The 22,105-nt window shown below is 64.2% G+C and carries 25 protein-coding genes; 18 read left to right on the top strand and 7 right to left on the bottom strand.

What is annotated here, in order from left to right:
- Positions 1-11 precede the first annotated feature (11 nt).
- The gene (locus D3227_RS11610; RefSeq protein ID WP_120014326.1) at positions 12-581 is read left to right on the top strand and encodes a hypothetical protein; all 570 of its coding nucleotides are present in this window, start codon (positions 12-14) and stop codon (positions 579-581) included.
- 3 nt (positions 582-584) lie between these two features.
- Here the strand turns inward: D3227_RS11610 and pdxH are convergent, their stop codons facing one another.
- Positions 585-1,214, bottom strand: a complete 630-nt coding sequence (gene pdxH, locus D3227_RS11615) for a pyridoxamine 5'-phosphate oxidase (RefSeq protein WP_281034904.1) — start codon at positions 1,212-1,214, stop codon at positions 585-587.
- A gap of 29 nt (positions 1,215-1,243) precedes the next feature.
- On the opposite strand from pdxH, the gene D3227_RS11620 reads away from it, so the two are divergent.
- From D3227_RS11620 to D3227_RS11635, 4 genes are all read left to right on the top strand, one after another.
- Complete coding sequence (locus tag D3227_RS11620; RefSeq protein ID WP_120014240.1) at positions 1,244-1,705, top strand: RT0821/Lpp0805 family surface protein; 462 nt, start codon at positions 1,244-1,246, stop codon at positions 1,703-1,705.
- 101 nt (positions 1,706-1,806) lie between these two features.
- Positions 1,807-2,736, top strand: coding sequence for a DnaJ C-terminal domain-containing protein (locus tag D3227_RS11625; protein WP_120014241.1), 930 nt, complete (start codon positions 1,807-1,809; stop codon positions 2,734-2,736).
- Positions 2,737-2,844: 108 nt separating this feature from the next.
- Positions 2,845-3,663 (top strand): enoyl-ACP reductase FabI, encoded by an 819-nt coding sequence (gene fabI, locus D3227_RS11630; protein WP_120014242.1) that lies wholly within the window; start codon positions 2,845-2,847, stop codon positions 3,661-3,663.
- A gap of 53 nt (positions 3,664-3,716) precedes the next feature.
- The gene (locus tag D3227_RS11635; RefSeq protein WP_120014243.1) at positions 3,717-4,304 is read left to right on the top strand and encodes a histidine phosphatase family protein; all 588 of its coding nucleotides are present in this window, start codon (positions 3,717-3,719) and stop codon (positions 4,302-4,304) included.
- 3 nt (positions 4,305-4,307) lie between these two features.
- On the opposite strand, the gene D3227_RS11640 is transcribed toward D3227_RS11635, so the two are convergent.
- Positions 4,308-5,027: a carbonic anhydrase gene (locus D3227_RS11640; RefSeq protein ID WP_120014244.1), complete on the bottom strand. Its 720-nt coding sequence runs from the start codon at positions 5,025-5,027 to the stop codon at positions 4,308-4,310.
- A 183-nt stretch (positions 5,028-5,210) separates the two neighbouring features.
- On the bottom strand, positions 5,211-5,465 hold the full coding sequence (locus tag D3227_RS11645) for a DUF1344 domain-containing protein (protein ID WP_006204310.1): 255 nt from the start codon (positions 5,463-5,465) through the stop codon (positions 5,211-5,213).
- A gap of 182 nt (positions 5,466-5,647) precedes the next feature.
- On the opposite strand from D3227_RS11645, the gene aroC reads away from it, so the two are divergent.
- Positions 5,648-6,763 (top strand): chorismate synthase, encoded by a 1,116-nt coding sequence (gene aroC, locus D3227_RS11650; protein ID WP_120014245.1) that lies wholly within the window; start codon positions 5,648-5,650, stop codon positions 6,761-6,763.
- Between the two features lie 96 nt (positions 6,764-6,859).
- Positions 6,860-7,960, top strand: a complete 1,101-nt coding sequence (ribB, locus tag D3227_RS11655) for a 3,4-dihydroxy-2-butanone-4-phosphate synthase (protein WP_120014246.1) — start codon at positions 6,860-6,862, stop codon at positions 7,958-7,960.
- A 55-nt stretch (positions 7,961-8,015) separates the two neighbouring features.
- On the opposite strand, the gene D3227_RS11660 is transcribed toward ribB, so the two are convergent.
- Positions 8,016-9,239: an MFS transporter gene (locus D3227_RS11660; RefSeq protein WP_120014327.1), complete on the bottom strand. Its 1,224-nt coding sequence runs from the start codon at positions 9,237-9,239 to the stop codon at positions 8,016-8,018.
- A 120-nt stretch (positions 9,240-9,359) separates the two neighbouring features.
- Between D3227_RS11660 and D3227_RS11665 the strand changes: the two genes are divergently transcribed.
- The 10 genes from D3227_RS11665 to D3227_RS11710 all read left to right on the top strand — a co-directional run bounded on the left by D3227_RS11665 (position 9,360) and on the right by D3227_RS11710 (position 18,096).
- Positions 9,360-9,968: a TetR/AcrR family transcriptional regulator gene (locus D3227_RS11665; protein ID WP_120014247.1), complete on the top strand. Its 609-nt coding sequence runs from the start codon at positions 9,360-9,362 to the stop codon at positions 9,966-9,968.
- 114 nt (positions 9,969-10,082) lie between these two features.
- Entirely contained in the window at positions 10,083-11,069 is a 987-nt protein-coding gene (locus tag D3227_RS11670; protein ID WP_120014248.1) for a hypothetical protein, read from the top strand.
- 81 nt (positions 11,070-11,150) lie between these two features.
- Entirely contained in the window at positions 11,151-12,077 is a 927-nt protein-coding gene (locus D3227_RS11675) for a histone deacetylase family protein (RefSeq protein ID WP_120014249.1), read from the top strand.
- 3 nt (positions 12,078-12,080) lie between these two features.
- On the top strand, positions 12,081-12,332 hold the full coding sequence (locus tag D3227_RS11680) for an exodeoxyribonuclease VII small subunit (protein WP_120014250.1): 252 nt from the start codon (positions 12,081-12,083) through the stop codon (positions 12,330-12,332).
- Between the two features lie 46 nt (positions 12,333-12,378).
- Positions 12,379-12,645, top strand: coding sequence for a DUF2277 domain-containing protein (locus D3227_RS11685; RefSeq protein ID WP_120014251.1), 267 nt, complete (start codon positions 12,379-12,381; stop codon positions 12,643-12,645).
- Positions 12,646-12,654: 9 nt separating this feature from the next.
- Positions 12,655-13,575 (top strand): pirin family protein, encoded by a 921-nt coding sequence (locus tag D3227_RS11690; protein ID WP_120014252.1) that lies wholly within the window; start codon positions 12,655-12,657, stop codon positions 13,573-13,575.
- A gap of 108 nt (positions 13,576-13,683) precedes the next feature.
- Positions 13,684-15,597: a 1-deoxy-D-xylulose-5-phosphate synthase gene (dxs, locus tag D3227_RS11695; protein WP_120014253.1), complete on the top strand. Its 1,914-nt coding sequence runs from the start codon at positions 13,684-13,686 to the stop codon at positions 15,595-15,597.
- A gap of 148 nt (positions 15,598-15,745) precedes the next feature.
- Positions 15,746-16,039 (top strand): hypothetical protein, encoded by a 294-nt coding sequence (locus tag D3227_RS11700; protein ID WP_120014254.1) that lies wholly within the window; start codon positions 15,746-15,748, stop codon positions 16,037-16,039.
- Between the two features lie 54 nt (positions 16,040-16,093).
- The gene (locus tag D3227_RS11705) at positions 16,094-16,858 is read left to right on the top strand and encodes a TlyA family RNA methyltransferase (protein WP_120014255.1); all 765 of its coding nucleotides are present in this window, start codon (positions 16,094-16,096) and stop codon (positions 16,856-16,858) included.
- On the top strand, positions 16,855-18,096 hold the full coding sequence (locus tag D3227_RS11710) for a class I SAM-dependent RNA methyltransferase (RefSeq protein ID WP_120014256.1): 1,242 nt from the start codon (positions 16,855-16,857) through the stop codon (positions 18,094-18,096). Before D3227_RS11705 ends, D3227_RS11710 begins: the two co-directional genes overlap by 4 nt.
- A gap of 197 nt (positions 18,097-18,293) precedes the next feature.
- Here D3227_RS11710 and tldD read toward each other — a convergent pair whose 3' ends face one another.
- From tldD to D3227_RS11730, 3 genes are all read right to left on the bottom strand, one after another.
- Positions 18,294-19,706, bottom strand: coding sequence for a metalloprotease TldD (tldD, locus tag D3227_RS11720; protein ID WP_120014257.1), 1,413 nt, complete (start codon positions 19,704-19,706; stop codon positions 18,294-18,296).
- A gap of 85 nt (positions 19,707-19,791) precedes the next feature.
- Complete coding sequence (locus tag D3227_RS11725) at positions 19,792-20,220, bottom strand: GNAT family N-acetyltransferase (RefSeq protein ID WP_425374497.1); 429 nt, start codon at positions 20,218-20,220, stop codon at positions 19,792-19,794.
- Between the two features lie 44 nt (positions 20,221-20,264).
- A complete protein-coding gene (locus D3227_RS11730) occupies positions 20,265-20,810 on the bottom strand; it encodes an invasion associated locus B family protein (RefSeq protein WP_120014259.1) in 546 nt (181 codons plus the stop codon).
- A 375-nt stretch (positions 20,811-21,185) separates the two neighbouring features.
- Here D3227_RS11730 and coxB point away from each other — a divergent pair, with 375 nt between their 5' ends.
- Complete coding sequence (coxB, locus tag D3227_RS11735; RefSeq protein WP_425374498.1) at positions 21,186-22,103, top strand: cytochrome c oxidase subunit II; 918 nt, start codon at positions 21,186-21,188, stop codon at positions 22,101-22,103.
- The last annotated feature ends 2 nt before the right edge of the window (positions 22,104-22,105 follow it).

Genomic DNA, 22,105 nt, shown 5'->3' on the forward strand with positions numbered 1-22,105 from the left:
ACAGGCATCCGATGACAGCACGGGATCTGGTTCAGCAAAGTGGGCTCGGCGAGCGGAAATGGCGACGCCGCAGCCTTTGGGCGCTGCTTTTGCTGATCCCCTTGACCTTGGCCGTCGAGGCCTATGACAGCATCAAGGCGCTGCTGGCCGACAATGACCTGTTTGCGCGCCGCGTCGCCTGGGGCCAGAGCGTGCATTTCGGCGGCAGCGACTGGAAACTGACTAATCTGCGCGGTGCCTTCGGCATGGCGAACCTGCCGCCGGATTCCGTGCCCGTGCTGGCTGACTTCTCGGTAAAAGTCGGCGATCCCGATCTGCAAAAACTCTGGCTTGGCTGCAAGGTGATGCTGATCGACGCCGCCGGCCGGCGCTGGTCGCCGACATCGGCGGTGACGCTGAAGGCGCCGGCCGACGTGCAGACCTGCACGTCGGCGATCTTCTCCGGCGCCAAGAGCGGCGACACGCTCAATTTACGCGAGACCTTCCTGGTGCCGAAGGACGTAGCGAAGTCGATACGGCCGGCGGTCGGCCTCGCCAGCGAGCGGCCGCATTTCCTGCTGTTCCAGCTGGAGCGGGATTGACGGTCAGGGATAAAGCCGCGTCTTATCCCAGTCGCCCTTGGCGTTGCGCGAAAACACGAGGCGATCATGCAGCCGGAACGGCCGGTCGTGCCAGAACTCGATCGTCTGCGGCACGATGCGGAAACCCGACCAATGTTTCGGGCGCGGAATCTCGCCGATCGGATAGCGCGCCGTGTATTCGGCGACCGCCTTTTCCAGCGCGAAGCGGCTTTCCAGCGGCCGCGACTGTTTGGAGGCCCAGGCGCCGATGCGGCTGCCGCGCGGCCGCGTCGCGTAATAAGCATCCGCCTCCGCGTCGCTGACGATCTCCACCGGTCCGCGCACGCGCACCTGCCGGCGCAGCGATTTCCAGTGGAAGCACATCGCCGCCTTCATGCTGCCAAGAATCTCGCGGCCCTTGGCGCTCTCGAAATTCGTGTAGAAAACAAACCCGCCTTCATCGAACCCTTTGAGCAGCACCATCCGCACATCCGGCATGCCATCGGCATCGACGGTCGCCAGCGCCACGCCGTTGGCGTCGTTGATCTCGCCCTTCGTCGCGTCGTCGAGCCATGCCCCAAACAGTCGGAACGGCTCGGAGGCCTCGGTAAAGTCACCGGTTGTTAACTCAGTTTCGCTCATAGTTTTTCTCAAATTGTCACGATGGCTGGGGAGGTTGCCGATTGTTGCGTATCGCGCAAGCTTTTGACAGCAGGCAATGGGGCGTTATCGCTTCGGCCAGCGCCAAGGCTGCGCTCGTGTTGGTCGCCTTGCCACTTGCGGCGTGTGGCGCCGGCGGCTTCAGCCTGGAAAAGGCCGAGGTCGACCGTTCGATCCTGACCAGCAGCACACCTGCTTCCGCCACTCCGACCGATCAGGACCGCGATTCGGACCAGACCACGATCGGCAATGCGGTGTCTTCCGCCGACATCGAGGGGCTCGGCGGCCAGGCGGTGCCATGGGCCAACGCCGGCACCGGATCGCGCGGCTCCATCACCGAACTGGTCGAACTGAAGGACGCAGGCCAGACCTGCCGCCGCTTCACCGCCTCGCGCGAAAGCTTCGACGGCGTCTCGATGTTCAAGGGCGAATTGTGCATGTCCGGCGCCGGCGGTTGGCACATGCAGGACTTCAAGGCGCTCTGATTTTCCACCGCCATTTCTCTCCTTGCGCCACTGGAATTTCTTCCTATGCGGGCGCATATAGGGGGCAACTATGGACTCACTCCTTCTCCAGGGCAGGAAGCATGCGCGACCCCTATGAGGTCCTGGGCGTTGCCAAGAACGCATCGGCCAAGGACATAAAATCGGCGTACCGCAAACTCGCCAAAAAACATCATCCGGACCAGAATCCGAATGATCCCAAGGCGAAGGACCGTTTTGCCGCCGCCAACCAGGCTTACGAGATCGTCGGCGACGAGAAGACCCGCGCCGCCTTCGATCGCGGCGAGATCGACGCCGACGGCAAGCCGCGCTTCCAGGGTTTCGAAGGCGCGGCCGGCGGTGCCGATCCTTTCGCAGGCTTTCGCCGCCAGCAGGGAGCCGGCGGCTCGCGCTTCGAGTTTCGCTCGGGCCGTCCAGGCGGCGATCCGTTCGACGGCAACAGCGACATCTTCAGCCAGATCTTCGGCGACGCCTTCTCCGGCGCGCGCGGGCCCGGTGCGGGCGACCGCCGCCAGCCGGCGGCAGGCGCCGACCTAAACGTGACGCTCGACGTCACCATCGAGGAGGCGGCCACCGCCGAGAAGGTGACGGCGATGTTCCCCGACGGCCGCAAGGTGGCGGTCAAGCTACCGGCCTATGTCGAGGACGGCCAAACAATCCGCCTGAAAGGGCAGGGCGAGCAGGGGTCGGGACAGCCGGGCGACGCGCTGGTCAAGATCCGTTTCCGCCGCCATCCGCGCTACCGTCTCGAGGGCCGCGACCTGCATGCCGATCTGCCGGTGGCGTTGGCCGATGCCGTGCTGGGGGCCAAGGTGGCGGTCGAAACGCCGACCGGCCGGCTGGCGGTCAATATTCCGGCATGGTCGAGCTCGGACAAGGTGCTGCGGCTGAAGGGCAGGGGCCTGCCGGAAAAAACCGGTGGCCATGGCGATCTCTATGCCCATGTCAGGCTGATGCTGCCCGAGGGCGGTGACAGCGAGCTCGAGGCGCTGATGCGCCGTCGAAAAGGTTGATCGAGAGACTTTTCTCCCCTGAACTGTCCGTTTTGAACGCTTGATGGGACTCTGTGCCTGTGCGATAGGGCTCTCCACAAAGCAGACATTCTTGCGGAGAGTGCTCACATGGCGGGTGGACAGGGCCTGATGGCCGGCAAGCGCGGGCTGATCCTCGGCGTCGCGAACAATCGGTCGATCGCCTATGGCATCGCCAAGGCCTGCGTCGATCACGGCGCCGAAATCGCGCTGACCTATCAGGGCGAAGCCTTCAAGAAGCGCGTCGAGCCGCTGGCAGCGGAATTGGGCGCCTTCGTCGCCGGCCATTGCGACGTGACCGATCCGGCGAGCCTCGACGAGGTGTTTGCCAATGTCGCCAAGCACTGGGGCAAGCTCGACTTCCTCGTTCACGCCATCGCCTTTTCCGACAAGGACGAGCTGACCGGCCGCTATGTCGAGACGACGCGCGACAATTTCCTGCGCACTATGGACATTTCGGTGTTCTCTTTCACCACCATCGCCAAGCGCGCCGAGCCGCTGATGACCGATGGCGGTTCGCTGCTGACGTTGACCTATTACGGCGCCGAAAAGGTGATGCCGCACTACAACGTCATGGGCGTCGCCAAGGCGGCGCTCGAAGCCAGTGTGCGCTATCTGGCCGTCGACCTCGGCGCCAAGAAGATCCGCGTCAACGCTATCTCGGCCGGTCCGATCAAGACGTTGGCCGCATCCGGCATCGGCGACTTCCGCTACATCCTGAAGTGGAACGAATACAATTCGCCTCTGAAGCAGACGGTCACCCAGGAGGAAGTCGGCGATTCCGGCGTCTATTTCCTGTCCGACCTGTCGCGCGGCGTCACCGGCGAGGTCCATCATGTCGATTCCGGCTACCATGTCGTCGGCATGAAGGCGGTCGACGCCCCCGACATTTCGACCGTCAAGGACTAGTCTTCCGACTGAACCCCTTGCCACCAAGTCTGGCCTGACCCTTGGAAGACCTGATGTATCCGCTCGTCTACTTTGTGCGCCACGGCCAGACGCAATGGAACGCCGAGTTCAGGCTGCAGGGACAGGCCGACACCGACCTCAATGCGCTCGGCCGCGAGCAGGCGAGCCGCAACGGACACCGGCTGGCCGAACTCGTCCATAATCCGGAAGATTTCGACTTTGTCGCCAGCCCGATGCGGCGCACGCGCGAGACGATGGAGCGCCTGCGCGCCGCGAGGAAGCTCGATCCGCACGCCTATCGTACCGAGCCGCTCCTCGTCGAGCTGAGCTTCGGCGACTGGCAGGGTTTCACCTTTGCCGAACTCGAGGCTAGGGATCCCGGCTCGACCAGGCAGCGCAGCCTCGACAAATGGAATTTTCAACCGCCCGGCGAGGGCGCCGAAAGCTACCAGATGCTGCTCGAGCGGGTGAAGCCGTGGTTCGACGCGCTCGATCGCGACACGGTCTGCGTGACCCATGGCGGCGTCGTGCGCGCGCTGTTTCGCGTAGTGCTGGGGATGTCCGCGCGAGAGGCGGTCAGGATGGACGTGCCTCAGGATCGCCTGCTCCGGCTGCAGGGCCGGAGCCTGGAGTGGCTGTAGCTGTCATTCGATGTAGGTCACCGCACCCGTTTCGAGATCGTAGATCGCCGCAACGATCTTCAGCTTCCCGTCCCGGGTGAGGTCTGCCAACAGCTTGCTCGAAACGGTGAGGCGCCTCGCGGTCCTGCGCGCACTCTCCCTGGCGGTGTTGTCGACGAAATCGCCGGCGTCGCTCCGCACGGCGATCGCCGCGGGCAGGATTGGTTCGATCATCGGGCCGATCGCACCCGGATAGGTCGCGTTCTTGGCGACCACGTCGCAAGCTGCCTTGACGGCGCCGCAGCTTGTGTGCGCGAGGACGACGATCAACGGCGAGCCGAGCACCGCCGCGCCGTATTCGACCGTGCCGAGCGTCGCTGTGTCGACGAGATTGCCGGCATTGCGGGCGACGAACAGTTCTCCAATGCCGTGGCCGCCGAAGATCAGTTCCGGCGGGACGCGACTGTCGGCGCAACTGATGATCGTGGCCCAGGGCGCCTGATGTCCGGCGACGGCGTTCCGCTGCGCGGCAAGGTCGATCGAGCAGAGTTCCGGGTGGCTGACATAGCGTTCGTTGCCGGATTTCAGCGCAGCAAGCGCTTCATCGGGGGGTAGCGCGGGCGCAGCAGTCTCTGCGGCGCGTGCCGACCAGGAAGCTCCGCCAAAACCGATCGCGACGAGCCCCGCACCGGCCTTGAGGAAATCCCTCCGGCCGACCCGCTTGCCCTCGCAGTCGCTCCACATTGTTCGGCCCCGCCGCCGATCTTTCGGCTGTGGTCGAAATTCACCGGTGGCTTATCAGCGGGCTGAGATTGCTCCCAAGAAACGGCGCTGGCAAGGGCCAGCCCCAAGCGCCTCAGCGCCGGGAGTCGAAAAGGGTGATGACAGAAGGCGGCTGGCGCCCGCCAACGGAGAGCCCCGAAAGTCCTACTCGGTGTCCGGCAGTTCCATGTCGGTGACGACATTCTCGCCATTCGTCACGTCATAGGCGAGGACGATGTCCATGCCGGGCTTCAGTGCATCGAGATCGGTCTCGGCGTTCAGCTTGTAGGACTTGCCGTCTTCCAGCGTCAGCGTCAGCGTATCCTTGTCGATCTTCTTGATCAGGCCTTCTGTCTGGCCAGCGAAGGCGGCAGTGGAAATCAGCAGCGTGGCGGCAACAGCGCCAATCAGGGTACGCATCGTCGTCCTCATTATCATTGCGCCGGCATGGGTAGCGGCGGATCCTCAACGGCGGATGGAAGAGAGCAGAAACCAACCGAATGTGTCAAAACTAAAACCGCCAGATCACAGTTTGACCACTGTGGAAAACGCCAATAGAAGGCAGACCTGAACCGGCTCCGCAGCCGGGCAGGGTCACTTTCATGTCGCACAACACGTTCGGCCACCTGTTCCGTGTCACCACCTGGGGCGAAAGCCATGGCGCCGCGCTCGGCTGTGTCGTCGATGGCTGTCCACCCGGCATCCGCTTCACTCAGCGAGAGATCCAGGCCGAGCTCGACAAGCGCCGGCCGGGACAGTCACGTTTTGTGACGCAGCGTCGCGAACCCGACGAGGTCAAGATCCTGTCTGGCTTCATCTTCGACGAGGACGGCGAGATCATGATCACCACCGGCACGCCGGTGTCGATGCTGATCGAAAATGTCGACCAGCGCTCCAAGGACTATGGCGAGATCGCTCGCCAGTATAGGCCGGGCCATGCCGACTACACCTATGACATCAAATACGGTCTGCGCGACTATCGCGGCGGCGGCCGTTCCTCGGCGCGCGAGACGGCGGCGCGCGTGGCGGCCGGCGCGCTCGCCCGCAAGGTCGTGCCCGGCATGGTGGTGCGCGGAGCGCTGGTCTCGATGGGCGAAAAATCGATCGACCGCGCCAACTGGAACTGGAACTTCATAGGCGACGCCGAAAATCCGTTCTTCACTCCCGATCCGGCTTCCGTTCCCGTTTTCACGCAGTATCTCGACGGCATCCGCAAGGCGGGCTCCTCGGTCGGCGCGGTGATCGAGATCGTCGCTGACGGTGTCCCGGCCGGCCTCGGCGCTCCGATCTATGCCAAGCTCGACCAGGACATCGCGTCCGGCCTGATGTCGATCAATGCCGTCAAGGGCGTCGAAATCGGCAACGGCTTCGAGGCCGCCCGCATCACCGGCGAACAGAATGCCGACGAGATGCGCATCGGCAATGACGGCAAGCCGGTCTTCCTGGCCAACAATGCCGGCGGCATACTGGGCGGCATTTCGACCGGGCAGGCGATCGTCGCCCGTTTCGCCGTCAAGCCGACCTCCTCGATCCTGACGCCGCGCAAATCGATCGACAAGGACGGCAAAGACGTCGAGGTCATGACCAAGGGCCGTCATGACCCTTGCGTCGGCATTCGCGCCGTGCCGATCGGCGAGGCGATGGTTGCCTGCGCGATTGCCGATCACTATCTGCGGCATAGGGGACAGACGGGGCAGGGAGTAGGCATTAGGCAGTAGGCAGTAGGCAGTATGTCAGCCTGGTCGCCCGACAAAGCCATTTTTTCCTTTCCCCTACTGCCTTACTGCCCTATTCCCTGCGAGCGAAGCGAGCCAATGCCATACGACCAGAAGAAAATCGTCGAAGCCCTGCGCGCCTTCGAACGCGGCGAGATCGTCGTCGTCATGGACGATGACGGCCGCGAGAACGAGGGCGACCTGATCGTCGCCGCCGTCCACTGCACGCCGGAAAAGATGGCCTTCATCATCCGCAACACTTCCGGCATCGTCTGCACGCCGATGCCGCGCGAGGAGGCAAGGCGCCTCAACCTGGCGCCGATGGTGGCCGACAATGATTCCGCCCACACGACGGCTTTCACCGTCAGCGTCGATTTCAAGCACGGCACCACGACCGGCATCTCCGCCGACGACCGCACGCTGACGGTGCGCAACCTTGCCAACGGCAATGTCGGCGCCTCCGATTTCGTCCGTCCCGGCCACATCTTCCCGCTGATCGCCCGCGAGGGCGGTGTGCTGATGCGCTCGGGCCATACCGAGGCCGCGGTCGACCTCTGCAAGCTCGCCGGCCTGCCGCCGATCGGCGTCATTTCCGAGCTGGTCAACGACGACGGCACCGTCAAGCGCGGCCCGCAGGTGCAGGCCTTCGCCGAGGAGCACGGCCTGAAGCAGATCTCGGTCGCCGACCTCATCGCCTACCGCCAGCGCAAGGAAACGCTGGTCGAACGCGTCGCCTGCTCCGACATCGATACGGCGGGCGGCAAAGCGCAGGTCTTCACCTACACGCTGCCCTGGGATTCGATGCATCACGTGGCGATCGTCTTCGGCGACATCCGCGACGGTGAAGAGGTTCCGGTGCGGCTCCATTCCGAGGATGTGGTGAGCGACGTGTTCGGCACCAGCCATCGGCTGGACGGCATCATGAAGGCGATGGGCGAGCGCAAGCGCGGCGTCATCGTCTATCTGCGCGAAGGCTCGGTCGGCGTCGCCCATCAGGAACGCAAGCGCCCGGCGAGCGGCGAGCGCGAAGACCATGAAGAGGCGCGCCGCCGCGAGAACGAATGGCGCGAGATCGGCCTCGGCGCCCAGATCCTGAAGGATCTCGGCATTTCCTCGATCAACCTGATCGCTTCGCGCGAGCGCCACTATGTCGGCCTCGAAGGCTTTGGCATCCACATTGCGAAGACCGAGATTCTCTAGAGGATCGACCGCTAGAGGATAGCGCCCGGTCCACTCGAAACCGGCGCTTCATGGATCATTCCGCGGGAACAGCGGCCGCTTCGCAACCGGCGAAATCGCAATCCGGCGCGCCAAGGCTACGCTGGCCGATGAGCACGGTGGCCAGTGCGATCGCACCCGCCGCCACTGATACAAAGAACCCGCTCTGGGCGCCGAATGCGTCCACCACCGCGCCGGCGGCGAAGGAGCCGAGCGCCATGCCGATGCCGATGCCCGTCGTTACCCAGGTAACGCCTTCGGTCAGCATCGCTTCCGGCACGCGCCGCTCGATCAGGCCGAATGCCGTGATGAAGGTCGGCGAGATCGCCACGCCACTGACGAACACCGCCAGCGCCAGAAGCGGCACCGTGTCGGCGACGAGCAGCGGCAGCGTGGTGAGCGCGATGATGGCGATCGCGATTGCCAGCTGGCGTTGCAGCGGCATCCTCAGGTTCAGCGCGCCGATGACAATGCCGAGGACGAACGAGCCGAGTGCGTAGACGCCGATGATGAGGCTGGCGGCGCCCGGCTGGCCCAGTTCCTTGGTGATTGCCACGGTGCTCACTTCCGTGGTCGCGAAGGTCGCGCCGATGAAGATCAGGGCGAAGGTGATGATCTGAACTGGCCGCAGGCGGATTGCCGAGCCATGCGAACCATGTTCCGTCGGTCGCACGCGCGGCTCCGTCGAGCGCTGCAGGATGAAGGCCGTAGAGCCCAAGGCGAGGAACAATGTGCTGACCAGCATTCCCGCTTCCGGGAACAGGGCGACGCTCAGGCCCACTGACAGTGATGCCCCGGCGATATACACCAGTTCGTCCGCCGCCGACTCGAAAGCGAACGCGGTGTTCAGCCCCGGACGATCGCGGAAAATCTCGGTCCAGCGCGCGCGCACCATAGCTGGGATGCTGGGCATGGCGGCGGCCAGCAGCGCCGAGGCGAACAGCGTCCATATCGGCCAATGGCGGTTGGCCGCCGCAATCAGCACCACGAAAGCAAGCACGGAGATGATGGTGGTGGGCACGACAATCCGCGTCTGGCCGAGGCGGTCGACAAGCCTCGAGATCTGCGGCGCGACGAATGCGTTGGCCAGCGCGTATGTCGCGGAGAGGGCGCCGGCCAGCCAGTACTCGCCGTTCGTCTGCGACAGCATGGCGACGATGCCGATCGGCGCCATGGCGATCGGCAGCCGGGCAATGAAGCCGGCCGTGGCGAAGCCTTTGGTGCCGGGAGCGTGAAAGATTTCCGAATAGGGGTTTTGCATGGTCTGGCTCCTCGACAATTGCAGCATCGACAATTACATACGTAGCGTATGAGTATCAAATAATCCCATACGCCGCGTATGTCAATTGGCATACGCAACGTATGTTAATAGGGCCAGACCATGCACAGACCCCGCAAGGAGAAGATCGCCGAGACACGCGCCAAGCTGATCACGGCCGCCCGCCATGCCTTCGGCACTATCGGCTATGCGGAAGCCTCGATGGATGATTTCACCGCCTCGGCCGGGCTGACGCGCGGCGCGCTCTATCATCACTTCGGCGACAAGAAGGGACTGTTGCAGGCGGTGATCGCCGAGATCGACGGCGAGATGGCGGTGCGGGTCAACGAGGTGGCGGCGATGGCGCCGACCCGCTGGCAGAGCTTCGTCGACGAATGCACCACCTATATCGAGATGGCGCTGGAGCCGGAAATCCAGCGCATCATGTTCCGCGACGGTCCGGCGGTGCTGGGCGATCCGGCACAGTGGGCGAACGCCAATGCGTGCGCGGCTTCGATCACCGGTCACCTGACCAGGCTGCAGGAGGAGGGAGTGGTCGTCGCCGACCTCGACCCCGAGACCGCCGCGCGACTGATCAACGGCGCGAGCAGCCAGGCGTCTCAGCGGATCGCCAATTCACAAGACCCCGAGGCGACGTCGAAGAAGGTGGTGGCGGCCTTCAAGCAGTTGCTCGAAGGCTTGCTCAAAAAGGCCGACGGTCCCGCCGACTAGCGTTGATAAGCCAAGGATGTGCACCGGTTTTGCGGCCGCGCGGCGCTACCCGAGATTGACAATCGCAAGGTTGAGATCATCCTCTGCGACCATCTCTGAGGCGGGGATTCGGCGATGTGGGACTTCAGCATCGGCAGGTCGGTGTCCATCATGATCAGGACATGGCCCTTCATCGTCTTCCGCATGATCGTCTATTTCGGCATCACGCTGGCCTACATCATGGCGACCGGTACCGGCGCCAGTGTCGGCTACGGCGTCGGCCACATCTCCACCGACCCAGATGGCCCGCTGTCCTTTGCGCTGTGGGGCGGCGTGGTCGGCTTCGGCGTCGTCTCGATCGCCGTCTACTGGACCCGCGAATACATCCTCTACATCGTCAAGGCCGGCCATGTCGCGGTCATGGTGCATCTGATCGACGGCCAGGATGTGCCTGGCGGCCAGGACCAGATTTCCTATGCCAGGGCCGTGGTGACCGAGCGTTTCGCCGAGGCCAATGTGCTGTTCGTGCTCGACCAACTGGTCAAGGGCGCCATCCGCGCCATCACCGGCCTGATAGGCGGCATCGCCGCCTTCCTGCCCATTCCGGGCCTGAGCGGCCTGGTCAGCTTCATCAACACCGTCATCCGCATGTCGCTGACCTATGTCGACGAGATCATCCTCGGCTACAACATCCGCGTCAATTCCACCTCGCCCTTCGAGACGGCCAGGCAGGGCATCGTGCTCTACGCGCAGAACGGCAAGATCATGGTCAAGAACGCGATCTGGCTGGCGGTGATCATGTGGGGCGTGTCGTTCGTCATTTTCCTGCTGATGCTGGCGCCCGCCGGCGCCATCCTCTGGTTCATGCCGGGACAGCTCGCCGGCTGGGCTTTCGTGCTGGCCATCGTCTTTGCCTGGGCCTTCAAGGCAGCCTTCATCGAGCCCTTCGCCATCGCCTCTCTGATGCAGGTCTATTTCAGGACCATCGAGGGCCAGGTGCCCAATCCCGAATGGGACCGGCGGCTGTCGGAAGCCTCCTCGAAATTCAGGGACCTCAAGGACAAGGCGCTGGCTTCGTTCGGCGGCTCGCGCTGGAGCCAGCCGGCGCCCAATAACCAATAGCCCCACCTAATCCCTGTTGAACATCACGCCACGCAGGCGCGAAAACATGGTCAAAGCGCCCGCACGCGCCTATATCGGGGCATGGTTACCAAGCTTTACACCCATCCGATCTTCCTCGAACACCTGACGCCATCAGGCCATCCGGAGCGACCAGACCGCTTGCGCGCCATCGAGCGCGTGCTCGATGACGAGGCCTTTGCCGCGCTCGACCGGGTCAAGGCGCCTGAAGGCGACGAGGCAACCATCCTTTATGCCCACCCTGAGGACTTCGTCGCCCGCGTCCGTGCCGCGATCCCCGAGACCGGCATCGTCTCGATCGACGCCGACACCAGCGCCAGCCCCAAAAGCTGGCAGGCGGCGGTGACGGCGATCGGCGCCGCCAATGCCGCCGTCGACGATGTCTTCGAGGGCCGCGCCGCCAATGCCTTCGTCGCCGCGCGGCCGCCCGGCCACCATGCCGAGAAGACCACGGCGATGGGCTTCTGCCTGTTCAACACCGCGGCGATCGCGGCGCGCTATGCGCAAAGGAAACATCAGGCCGAGCGCGTCGCCGTCGTCGACTGGGACGTCCACCACGGCAACGGCACGCAGGACATTTTTTGGGACGATCCGTCGGTGCTTTATTGCTCGACGCACCAGATGCCGCTCTATCCCGGCACTGGCGCGAAGAACGAAACCGGCGCCGGCAACATCGTCAACGCGCCGCTGGCGCCGCGCACCGGCAGCGAGGTTTTTCGCGACGCCTTCCTGTCGCGCGTCCTGCCGGCGCTCGACGATTTCGCCCCCGACCTGATCATCATTTCCGCCGGTTTCGACGCGCACCATCGCGATCCGCTGGCCGAGATCAACCTGACCGAGGAGGATTTCGACTGGGCGACCGGCCAGCTGATGGAGCGCGCCGGGCGCCACAGCGGCAACCGCCTCGTCAGCCTGCTCGAGGGCGGCTACGATCTGCAGGGATTGGCATTTTCGGTCGCCGCCCATGTCGGGCGGCTGATGAAGGGATAGGGTATGGCAGGCGAAGGCAATGACGACGTCAAGGTGATGAGCTTCGAACAGGCGCTCGACGCGCTGGAGAAGATCGTCGACGATCTGGAGCGCGGCGACGTGCCGCTCGACCAGTCGATCCGCATCTACGAGCGCGGCGAAGCGCTGAAGGTGCATTGCGACCGGCTGCTGAAGGCGGCCGAAGACAAGGTCGAGAAGATCAGGCTGTCGCGCGATGGCAAGCCGGTGGGAACGGAGCCGCTGGACGCCGACTAGTTGGAAAAGGGGCGGGGCAAAGGAAAACAGGCAAGGAGCTCAAGCGATGTGCAGAAACATCAAGACCCTGTTCAACTTCGAGCCGCCGGCGACGAATGACGAGGTGCATGACGCAGCACTGCAGTTCGTGCGCAAGCTGAGCGGCTCGACCAAGCCCTCGAAGCGCAACGAGCATGCCTTTAACCATGCCGTGGAAGCAATCACGGCCGCTGCGCGCGAGCTGCTCGATTCGATGGAAACCACGCAGGAACCGCGCAACCGTGAGGAAGTGGCGGCCAAGGCGAAAGCCAAATCCGCGCTTCGCTTCGCCTGAGGAGACCTGATGAGCTTCTTTCCCGGCAACGATCCTTCGCCTGGCGATGCCTTCGCTTGCGACCAGATCGAGCTGATGGTCATTCCGAATGCCAAGGACATTGGCGGGTTCCAGGTCCGCCGCGCTTTACCGACCGCCAGGCGGCGGCTGGTCGGCCCCTTCATCTTCTTCGACCGCATGGGCCCGGCCATCCTGCGGGCCGACCAGGCGCTCGACGTGCGTCCGCATCCGCACATCGGCCTGTCGACGGTGACCTATCTGTTCGACGGCAAGATCAGGCATCGCGATTCGCTCGGCACCGAAATGGTGATCGAGCCCGGCGACGTGAACCTGATGACCGCTGGTCGCGGCATCGTCCATTCCGAGCGCACGCCGGAGGAATTGCGCGGCGCGCCGATGTCGATCTCCGGGCTGCAGACCTGGCTGGCACTGCCCGACGGCAAGGAGGAGGTCGCCCCGGTCTTCGAGAACACCGCCGCCCTTCATCTGCCTGAGATCGATGCCGAGGGCATCAGCGGTCGCGTCGTCATCGGCGCGCTTTCCGGGCTGCGGTCGCCGGTCACCACCGCCTCGGAGACGCTCTACGCCGATCTGAGGCTGGCCCCGGGCGCCAGCGTGAAAATCCCCGCCGATGCCGAGGAGCGCGCCATCTACACGCTGGAAGGTGAGGTTTCGATTGCCAGTGACCGGTTCCCGGCCGAGCGGCTTTTGGTGTTCAAGCCTGGCGACGAGATCGTCGTTTCGTCCGAGAACGGCGCCCATTTCATGCTGTTCGGCGGCGCCTCGCTTGGTTCCAAGCGCTATATCTGGTGGAATTTCGTTTCGTCGTCGAAGGAACGCATCGAACAGGCGAAGGAAGAATGGAAGACCGGCCGCTTCGATATCGTTCCTGGAGACGAGGAAGAGTTCATTCCGTTACCGAACAATTAACGCCAGAGCTACCCGCGTCACTGACACGCATTTACATTCGCCGGCGGGCGGCATATTTCGCCAATGATCAACGCGCATGAACATCAAGCTTCAGCAGGCTCCTAAACAGTGAACGCAACGCTGCATACGCCGCTTCTCGACAAGGTCCGCATTCCGGCCGACCTCAGGACGCTTGACGAAGGCCAGCTGCCGCAGCTCGCTTCGGAGTTGCGCGCGGAGCTGATCGATGCCGTTTCGCACACTGGCGGGCATCTCGGCGCCGGCCTTGGCGTGGTCGAACTGACGGTAGCACTGCACTATGTCTTCAACACGCCGGACGACCGGCTGATCTGGGATGTCGGCCACCAGGCCTACCCGCACAAGATCCTGACCGGCCGCCGCGACCGCATCCGCACGCTGCGCCAGGAGGGCGGCCTTTCCGGCTTCACCCGCCGCGCCGAGAGCGAATACGACCCGTTCGGCGCCGCCCACTCCTCGACCTCGATTTCCGCCGGCCTCGGCATGGCGATGGCGCGCGACCTCTCCGGCGGCCGCAACAACGTCATCGCCGTTATCGGCGACGGCGCCATGTCGGCCGGCATGGCCTATGAAGCGATGAACAATGCCGGCGCGCTCGACGCCCGCCTGATCGTCATCCTCAACGACAACGACATGTCGATCGCCCCGCCGACCGGTGCGATGAGCGCCTATCTGGCGCGTCTGGCTTCCGGGAGGACCTATCTCGGCCTGCGCGATTTCGGCAAGAAGCTGACCTCCTATCTCGGCAAGCGCGCCGACCGCGCCATCACCCGGGCGGTCGAGCATGCGCGTGGCTACGTCACCGGCGGCACGCTGTTCGAGGAGCTTGGATTCTACCACATCGGCCCGATCGACGGGCACAATCTCGAGCACCTGATCCCGGTGCTGAAGAACGTCCGCGACAATGGCGACGGCCCGGTGCTGATCCATGTCGTGACCCAGAAGGGCAAGGGCTATGGCCCGGCCGAGGCCGCCGCCGACAAATATCACGGCGTCAACAAATTCGACGTCATCACCGGTGCACAGGCCAAGGCCCCTGCCAATGCGCCGAGCTACACCAAGGTCTTCGCCGAAAGCCTTGTCCAGGAAGGTCGCGAGGACGACCGCATCGTCGCCGTCACCGCCGCCATGCCGAACGGCACCGGCCTCGATCTCTTCGGCGAGGCGTTCCCGTCCAGAACCTTCGACGTCGGTATCGCCGAGCAGCACGCGGTGACCTTCGCCGCTGGCCTTGCCACCGAAGGCTACAAGCCCTTCGCCGCCATCTACTCGACCTTCCTACAGCGTGCCTACGATCAGGTCGTCCACGATGTGGCGATCCAGAAATTGCCGGTGCGCTTCCCCATCGACCGCGCCGGCTTCGTCGGCGCCGATGGCGCCACCCATTGCGGCGCCTTCGACACCACCTTCCTGGCGACGCTGCCCGGCTTCGTCGTCATGGCGGCGGCCGACGAAGCGGAGCTGCGTCACATGGTGCGCACCGCGGCGCACTATGATGACGGCCCCATCGCCTTCCGCTATCCACGCGGCAATGGCGTCGGCGTCGACATGCCGGAACGCGGCTCCGTGCTCGAAATCGGCAAGGGCCGCATCGTCAGGGAAGGCACCAAGGTGGCGCTGCTGTCCTTCGGCACGCGGCTGCAGGACTGTCTGCTGGCTGCCGAGGAGCTTGGCGCGGCCGGTCTTTCCACCACGGTCGCCGACGCCCGTTTCGCCAAGCCGCTCGACGAGGATCTGATCCGCCGGCTCGCCCGCTCGCATGAGGTGCTGGTGACGGTGGAAGAGGGTGCGGTCGGCGGCTTCGCCAGCCATGTGCTGCAGTTCCTCGCCCATGAAGGCTTGCTCGAAAGCGGGCTCAAGGTGCGTCCGCTGGTGCTGCCGGACGATTTCACCGACCACGCCAAGCCCGAGAAGATGTATGCCGATGCCGGGCTGGACTCGACCGGCATCGTGCGCACGGTCTTTGCCGCGCTCGGCCATACCGCCCACGCGCAGCGGGCTTGAATCAAAACCTCAAGCCTCTGAATCAGTTTGCCGGCTTGCGGCTGTAACGCCCTGTTTACGCTGCCATTTGGCGTTTTGCTTACCCTGTCTTTTGGCCGTTTCTCAACGTCGCCCTGCTAGAAGGCAGTCCGGCGGGGAACGACAAGACATGAAAACGCTTTTCTACGGCATGACCATTTCGGCCGCCATCGCAGCACCAGCGATGGCCGAAACGCGCTACGACCGCAATCTCGAAAAGGCGGCGATGGACATCGTCGCCGGCAAGATCGGGGGCATTCGCGGCGGCTTTTCCTATAAGCAGCGTCCGCAATTCGTCGTCGTGCCGGACGCCGTCGAGCCGCCGTTGGTTCCCGCCGAGCGCCCGGGCAGGCAAGCCTCCGGCGACAGCAATGACGGTCTGGCGCCGGCCGTCGAGCGGCCGATTTCGCGAACCGTCTTCTAGATCTGCGGCTTCCAACATCCTTGCGTTCATCACCCGCTTTCGCCATGAAGGCCGATGAACTCCCCTCTGCCAGCCAGCAAGCGCCAGCGGCTCGACGAACTGCTCGTCGAACGCGGCCTGTTCGCCAGTCGCTCTCGTGCCCGCGACGCGATCGAGCGCGGCACGGTGACGGTCGATGGCACCATCGCCCGCAAGCCTGGTCAGACCGTCCTGCCGCAATGCCTGATCGCGATCGACGACCCGGCGCAGGGTTACGTGTCGCGTGCGGCGCTGAAGCTGATCGCCGGGCTCGACCATTTCGGTTTCGGACCCGCCGGCTGCGAAGCGCTCGACATCGGCGCTTCGACCGGCGGCTTCTCACAGGTGCTGCTCGAACGCGGCGCGGCACATGTCACGGCGATCGATGTCGGCCACGGCCAGATGCATCCCGACATCGCAGGCGATCCGCGCGTGACGGTCATCGAGGGCCTCAATGCTCGCGACCTCACTGTCGCCGATCTCGGCGGCCGCATTCCGGATTTTATCGTCTGCGATGTCAGCTTCATTTCGCTGAAGCTGGCGCTGCCGTCGGCGCTTGCATTGGCCTGCAGCGGCGCTCGCGCGGTGCTTCTGGTCAAGCCGCAATTCGAGGCCGGCCGCGCGGCGATCGGCAAGGGCGGCCTGCTTAAGGATCCCTATGACGCCGCCCGCGTTGCCGGCGTGCTGCAGGACTGGTTCGACAGCATGCCTGGTTGGCGCTCGCTGGGGCTGCATCTGTCGCCGATCGAGGGTGGCGACGGCAATCGTGAATTCCTGCTTGGTGGGATCAAGGATCGATGAGCGCGCGCTTCACCATCGCAAGGCTGGGCTCGCAAGGCGACGGCGTCGCCGCGACCGAAACCGGCGAGGTCTTCATTCCCTTCACGCTGCCGGGCGAAACCGTCACCGCGGCGCGCGAAAAGGATCGCGCCACTTTGATGTCGGTGCTGGAGGCCTCGCCGCTCAGGATCGATCCGGCCTGCCGGCATTTCACCGAATGCGGCGGCTGCGCCGTCCAGCATCTGGAAGTCGAAGCCTACCGCCAATGGAAGCGCGACAAGGTCGTGCATGCGCTGAAGAGCAAGGGCATCGTTGGCGATATCGGCGCCTTGGTGCCGTGCGCGCCGGCGACGCGCCGCCGCGTCGTCTTCTCCGCCCGGCGCACCGAGGCCGGCATCCGGCTGGGCTTCGTGCGCGCGCTGTCGTCGGAAATCATTGCCATCGAGGAATGTCCGATCTCGCTGCCCGTGATCGTCGCCGCGCTCGATTGTCTGAAGAAACTTGCCGAGCTGGTCTGCGCCACCACCAAATCGTTCCACATGACGGTGACGGTCACCGGGTCCGGCCTCGACGTCGCGGTCCACGAATCCGGCAAGCTCGGCGAGAACCAGCGCCGCATCGCTTCGAACTTCGTCATCGCCGAGGGACTGGCCAGGCTTTCGGTCGACGGCGAGATCATCGTCGAGCCGAAGAAGCCGGTGGTGCTGTTCGGCGGCGTCGCGGTCGCGGTGCCGCCGGGCGCCTTCCTGCAGGCCACCGAGGCGGCAGAGCAGGCCATGGCCGACATCGTCGGCCAGCATCTGTCGCGCGCCAAGAAGGTCGCCGACCTTTTCGCCGGTTGCGGCAGTTTCGCGCTACGCCTGGCCGCGAAGTCGGAGGTCCACGCAGCAGAAGGCGACGCGCCAGCGCTTGCGGCGCTCGACCGCGCCTTCCGTTTCGCCAATGGCCTGAAGCGGGTGACCAGCGAACGCCGCGATCTGTTCCGGCGCCCGCTTACCTTCAAGGAACTGAATGCCTTCGACGGCCTTGTCCTCGACCCGCCCCGCGCCGGCGCCGAGGACCAGTCGAAGCAGATCGCCCGCTCGGATGTGCCGTTCGTCGCCGCCGTGTCCTGCAATCCGGTGACGCTCGCGCGGGATTTGCGCATCCTCATCGACGGCGGCTATGCCTTGAAGAGCGTGACGCCGATCGACCAGTTCCTGTGGTCGCCGCATGTCGAGGCTGTCGCGCTGCTGGAAAAGCCAAGGCGGCGGCGGTAGATCATTCGCGAGTTTGGCGACGCGGTGCTTCGACGAGCACGCCTGCGTCCATTTCTCTTAAGGTTTTCGGCTTGCCTTTTTTGGGCAGGGACCCGAACACATCCTCTGGTCGCGTTGTAGGAAAGACCGGAGCAGGTTATGTGACCTCGCTCTCGGTCAAACCGGTGACTACGAACTTTTCTCCAGTGGCCATCGCGTCAAACCCTGGTGCCACCCACCGTCATCTGGTTCATCCTGAGATGTGGCTGGCCGACGCCGACCGGCACGCCCTGTCCGGCCTTGCCGCACATGCCGATGCCGTTGTCGAGCTTCATGTCGTTGCCGACCATGCTGACACGATGCATGGCGTCAGGCCCGTTGCCGATCAGCATCGCGCCCTTGATCGGCTGCGTCACCTTGCCGTTCTCGATCATGTAGGCCTCGGTGCAGCCGAACACGAATTTTCCAGAGGTGATGTCGACCTGGCCGCCGCCGAACGAGACGGCATAGATGCCGTTCTTGACCGAGGCGATGATCTCGTCCGGGTCGATGTCGCCCGAGGTCATGTATGTGTTGGTCATGCGCGGCATCGGCTGGTGCGCATAGCCTTCGCGCCTTCCGTTACCTGTCGCCTTCATCCCCATCAGCCGGGCGTTCTGGCGGTCCTGCATGTAGCCGACCAGCTTGCCGTCCTCGATCAGCACGTTGCGGGCGGACGGCGTGCCTTCGTCGTCGACGGTCAGCGAGCCGCGCCGCTCAGCAATGGTTCCGTCATCGACGACGGTGACGCCTTTGGCCGCCACCTGCTGGCCGAGCAGGCCGGCAAAGGCCGATGTCTTCTTGCGGTTGAAGTCGCCTTCCAGCCCATGACCGACGGCCTCGTGCAGCATGACGCCCGGCCAGCCGCTGGAGAGCACGATGTCGAATGTGCCGGCGGGTGCCGGGATCGCCTCAAGATTGACCAGCGCCTGGCGCAGCGCCTCCTTTGCGGCGTGCTTCCAGCTCTCCTCAACCAGGAACTCGCCGAACGCCTTGCGCCCGCCCATGCCGTAGGAGCCGCTCTCCTGGCGGTCGCCGCTGCCGACGACGACGGAGACATTGATGCGGACCAGCGGGCGGATGTCGCGCACCATCTGGCCGTCGGCGCGCACGATCTCGACATGCTGCCAGGAGGCGGCGAGCGAGGCTGTTACCTGCCGCACGCGCGGATCCTCGGCGCGCAGCCAGGCATCGATTTCCTGAAGCAGCTTGGCCTTGGCCTCGAAGGAAGGCGAGGGGATCGGGTTCTCCTCGCCATAAAGATGGCGGTTGGTGCGCGCCGGTGCGGCGGCAAGCGTGCCGGAATAGCCGCCCTTGACGGTAGAAACGGCGTCGGCCGCGCGCAGCAGCGAGGCCTCGGATAGATCGCTCGAATGCGCATAGCCGCAGGCCTCGCCGGCAACTGCGCGCAAACCGAACCCCTGGTCGGTGTTGAAGTTGGCGGTCTTCAGCCGGCCGTTGTCGAACATCAGCGCCTCGCTCTCGCTGTATTCGAGGAACAGCTCGCCGTCGTCGGCGCCGTTGATGGTCTCGGCGACGATGCGCTTGATGCGATCGTCGGAAATGTCGAATTGGCCGATCAGGCTGTTCATGGCGCAGGCCCTTCAGTAAGCTGTTTCATGGGATGTAGGCGCCGGGGCGCCGTTCGGCAATCTTCACGATGGAACACAGAAGCCCCTAAGTCAGGCGCCGCGCCATCACGATTTCGTAGATCTCACGGCCCTCGTGAAGAATGCCGGCAGGTATGCAGCCGATTTCGTGAAAACCCTCACGTTGATAAAATCGTATTGCCGCCGGATTTTCCGCGCTTACGGCCAGTTCGACCTGCCTGATGCTCAATGCGCGGGCGTGGTCGAGCAAAAGATTTAGCATCGCGACGGCGTGTCCGCTGCCGCGCTCGGTGTCGCGCAGATAGACCATGACGATGGTGGCGCGGTGCGTCATCTTGCTGGCCTGCTGCCGCATCAGGCCCATTATGCCGACAGGCTCGTCGCCGTTAAAGCTGACGACAACCGGATTATTGGTCAGGCGCCGCCGCCACTCCTCGTCCGGCAGGCTTTCCCAATCCGCCAGGCTGCTGGCGAAGGCCTTGGGACAAACGCGCAAGGCCTCCAGGTTGAAGATCTCGACGTCGTCTGGATTGAGCAGTCTCAGGGCAGCGCCGCAAAACCGTCGGCAAAGCCCTTGAGGTCGACGGGAATGCCGATGCCTTCCTCAGGCGTCTGGAAGACGATGAAAGTGGCCGAGGTGCCGGTCTTCAGCGTATCGAGCAGTGGCTTTTCGAGAATGACCTCGGCATAGCAGCCGTCCTGGAAGCAGCGCACGAAATAGGCCCGGCCAATATCCTTGCCGTCGACATTGAGGCCAAGCCCGTTGGGCAGCAGAACGCCGAGCGGTGCCAGCACGCGCAGGATCTCGGCCTTGTTGTCCGCGGTGCGCAGCACGACCACCGACAGCCCCATCTCCGGACGGTCCTCGGCGACGACGTTCTGCATCATCACGCATTGTTCTGAAGTCGCGCCGGCAGGTGTGTCGCAGATGATAGACCAGGCGCCATGCGTCGAGCGCACCGTGCCGCTAGGCTGGGCGGCGTTGGCTGGGCCGATGCCCGACAGGCCGGTACCAAACAGGGCGGCAAGAAAAATGGCCTTGGCCAAAGTTCTCGAACACCCACGTTTTGAAAGCCAAGAGATCATGACGGCTCCATTGCGAATCACGGCACTTTAAGCCGCGCCAAGGCCAAGTAAAGGACGAGACCGCCGCCCGTCCGCCCGGACACCGGCAATAATGCGCTTTTCCAAGCCAAATTCGCCCGAATTGCGACCGCTCGGGGGATAGTGCCAAGCAATCCGGAAAGTAGCGGTTGGCGTCCGTGCGTCAACGATCGGCGAAAGGCCTCATGCCGCCAAAAGCGACGGTCGGGGCTTGCGCGCAAAAATGCCGCACGGTTTCGGCCGCTCCTTTCTTGCGGAGGGAAATAGAGTATGGTTTGAACCACCCTTGGGACTGTCCGGGATTCCCATCCCGGCGTGGTTCGTTATTCTTGCGGTCCGATCGCGAGGAACTGGGAGATGATGAGGGCGATGAGAAAATTCCTAGCTGGCGCCAAGTCTCTTGCAAGTGCCAAGTCTCTAGCAAGTGCGACAGCCGCTGCCATGGTCGTGGCCGGTGCGAGCGCCGCCCACGCGGCCCAGCCCCAGCCGTGGGAGATCGGTTTCCAGCCGCCCGCGACCGACATGATGCGGCAGATCGAGTGGTTCGGGAACTATACGATGTGGTTCATCGTCCCGATCACCATCCTGGTGCTTGTTCTGCTCGCCGTCTGCATCTGGAAATTCCGCGCAAGCGTGAACCCTGTCCCTTCGCAGACCAGCCACAACACGCTGATCGAAGTGCTCTGGACGGTCGGTCCGGTCGTTATCCTGCTCTTCATCGCCATCCCTTCGTTCCAGCTGCTGACCGCGCAATACACGCCGCCGGAAGAAGCCAAGCTGACCATCAAGGCGACGGGAAACCAGTGGAACTGGGACTATGAGTACCAGGTCGACAAGACGCTTTCCTTCAACTCGGCCATCCTTCAGGACGGCGATCGCAAGGCCGCCGGCAAGGAAGATCGCAAGGTCTATCCGCGTCTGCTCGCCGTCGACAACGAGCTGGTGGTGCCGGTCAACACCATGACCCGCGTTCTGGTCACCGCAACCGACGTCATCCATTCCTTCGCCATGCCCGCGTTCGGCATCAAGATGGACGCGGTTCCCGGACGCACCAACGAAACCTGGTTCAAGGCGGAAAAGGAAGGCCTCTACTACGGCCAGTGCTCGCAGCTCTGCGGCAAGGACCACGCCTTCATGCCGATCGCGATCCGCGTCGTCTCTGATGCGCAGTACAACACCTGGCTGGCGGCAGCCAAGACCGACCTTCCCGGCGCCAACAAGGCGCTGATGGCCGAGGTCGACGGCACAAACAAGGTAGCGGCCGCCGGCAACTGATG

The organism is Mesorhizobium waimense (assembly GCF_003601975.1).
GTDB lineage: Bacteria > Pseudomonadota > Alphaproteobacteria > Rhizobiales > Rhizobiaceae > Mesorhizobium > Mesorhizobium waimense.

Excerpts from the sequence above, each read along its gene's own strand:
- D3227_RS11610 (WP_120014326.1), top strand. The coding sequence starts at position 12 with ATGACAGCACGGGATCTGGTTCAGCAAAGTGGGCTCGGCGAGCGGAAA.
- D3227_RS11625 (WP_120014241.1), top strand. The coding sequence starts at position 1,807 with ATGCGCGACCCCTATGAGGTCCTGGGCGTTGCCAAGAACGCATCGGCC.
- fabI (WP_120014242.1), top strand. The coding sequence starts at position 2,845 with ATGGCGGGTGGACAGGGCCTGATGGCCGGCAAGCGCGGGCTGATCCTC.
- D3227_RS11635 (WP_120014243.1), top strand. The coding sequence starts at position 3,717 with ATGTATCCGCTCGTCTACTTTGTGCGCCACGGCCAGACGCAATGGAAC.
- D3227_RS11640 (WP_120014244.1), bottom strand. The coding sequence starts at position 5,027 with ATGTGGAGCGACTGCGAGGGCAAGCGGGTCGGCCGGAGGGATTTCCTC.
- D3227_RS11645 (WP_006204310.1), bottom strand. The coding sequence starts at position 5,465 with ATGCGTACCCTGATTGGCGCTGTTGCCGCCACGCTGCTGATTTCCACT.
- aroC (WP_120014245.1), top strand. The coding sequence starts at position 5,648 with ATGTCGCACAACACGTTCGGCCACCTGTTCCGTGTCACCACCTGGGGC.
- ribB (WP_120014246.1), top strand. The coding sequence starts at position 6,860 with ATGCCATACGACCAGAAGAAAATCGTCGAAGCCCTGCGCGCCTTCGAA.
- D3227_RS11660 (WP_120014327.1), bottom strand. The coding sequence starts at position 9,239 with ATGCAAAACCCCTATTCGGAAATCTTTCACGCTCCCGGCACCAAAGGC.
- D3227_RS11665 (WP_120014247.1), top strand. The coding sequence starts at position 9,360 with ATGCACAGACCCCGCAAGGAGAAGATCGCCGAGACACGCGCCAAGCTG.
- D3227_RS11670 (WP_120014248.1), top strand. The coding sequence starts at position 10,083 with ATGTGGGACTTCAGCATCGGCAGGTCGGTGTCCATCATGATCAGGACA.
- D3227_RS11675 (WP_120014249.1), top strand. The coding sequence starts at position 11,151 with ATGGTTACCAAGCTTTACACCCATCCGATCTTCCTCGAACACCTGACG.
- D3227_RS11680 (WP_120014250.1), top strand. The coding sequence starts at position 12,081 with ATGGCAGGCGAAGGCAATGACGACGTCAAGGTGATGAGCTTCGAACAG.
- D3227_RS11685 (WP_120014251.1), top strand. The coding sequence starts at position 12,379 with ATGTGCAGAAACATCAAGACCCTGTTCAACTTCGAGCCGCCGGCGACG.
- D3227_RS11690 (WP_120014252.1), top strand. The coding sequence starts at position 12,655 with ATGAGCTTCTTTCCCGGCAACGATCCTTCGCCTGGCGATGCCTTCGCT.
- D3227_RS11700 (WP_120014254.1), top strand. The coding sequence starts at position 15,746 with ATGAAAACGCTTTTCTACGGCATGACCATTTCGGCCGCCATCGCAGCA.
- D3227_RS11705 (WP_120014255.1), top strand. The coding sequence starts at position 16,094 with ATGAACTCCCCTCTGCCAGCCAGCAAGCGCCAGCGGCTCGACGAACTG.
- D3227_RS11710 (WP_120014256.1), top strand. The coding sequence starts at position 16,855 with ATGAGCGCGCGCTTCACCATCGCAAGGCTGGGCTCGCAAGGCGACGGC.
- tldD (WP_120014257.1), bottom strand. The coding sequence starts at position 19,706 with ATGAACAGCCTGATCGGCCAATTCGACATTTCCGACGATCGCATCAAG.
- D3227_RS11730 (WP_120014259.1), bottom strand. The coding sequence starts at position 20,810 with ATGATCTCTTGGCTTTCAAAACGTGGGTGTTCGAGAACTTTGGCCAAG.
- coxB (WP_425374498.1), top strand. The coding sequence starts at position 21,186 with ATGATGAGGGCGATGAGAAAATTCCTAGCTGGCGCCAAGTCTCTTGCA.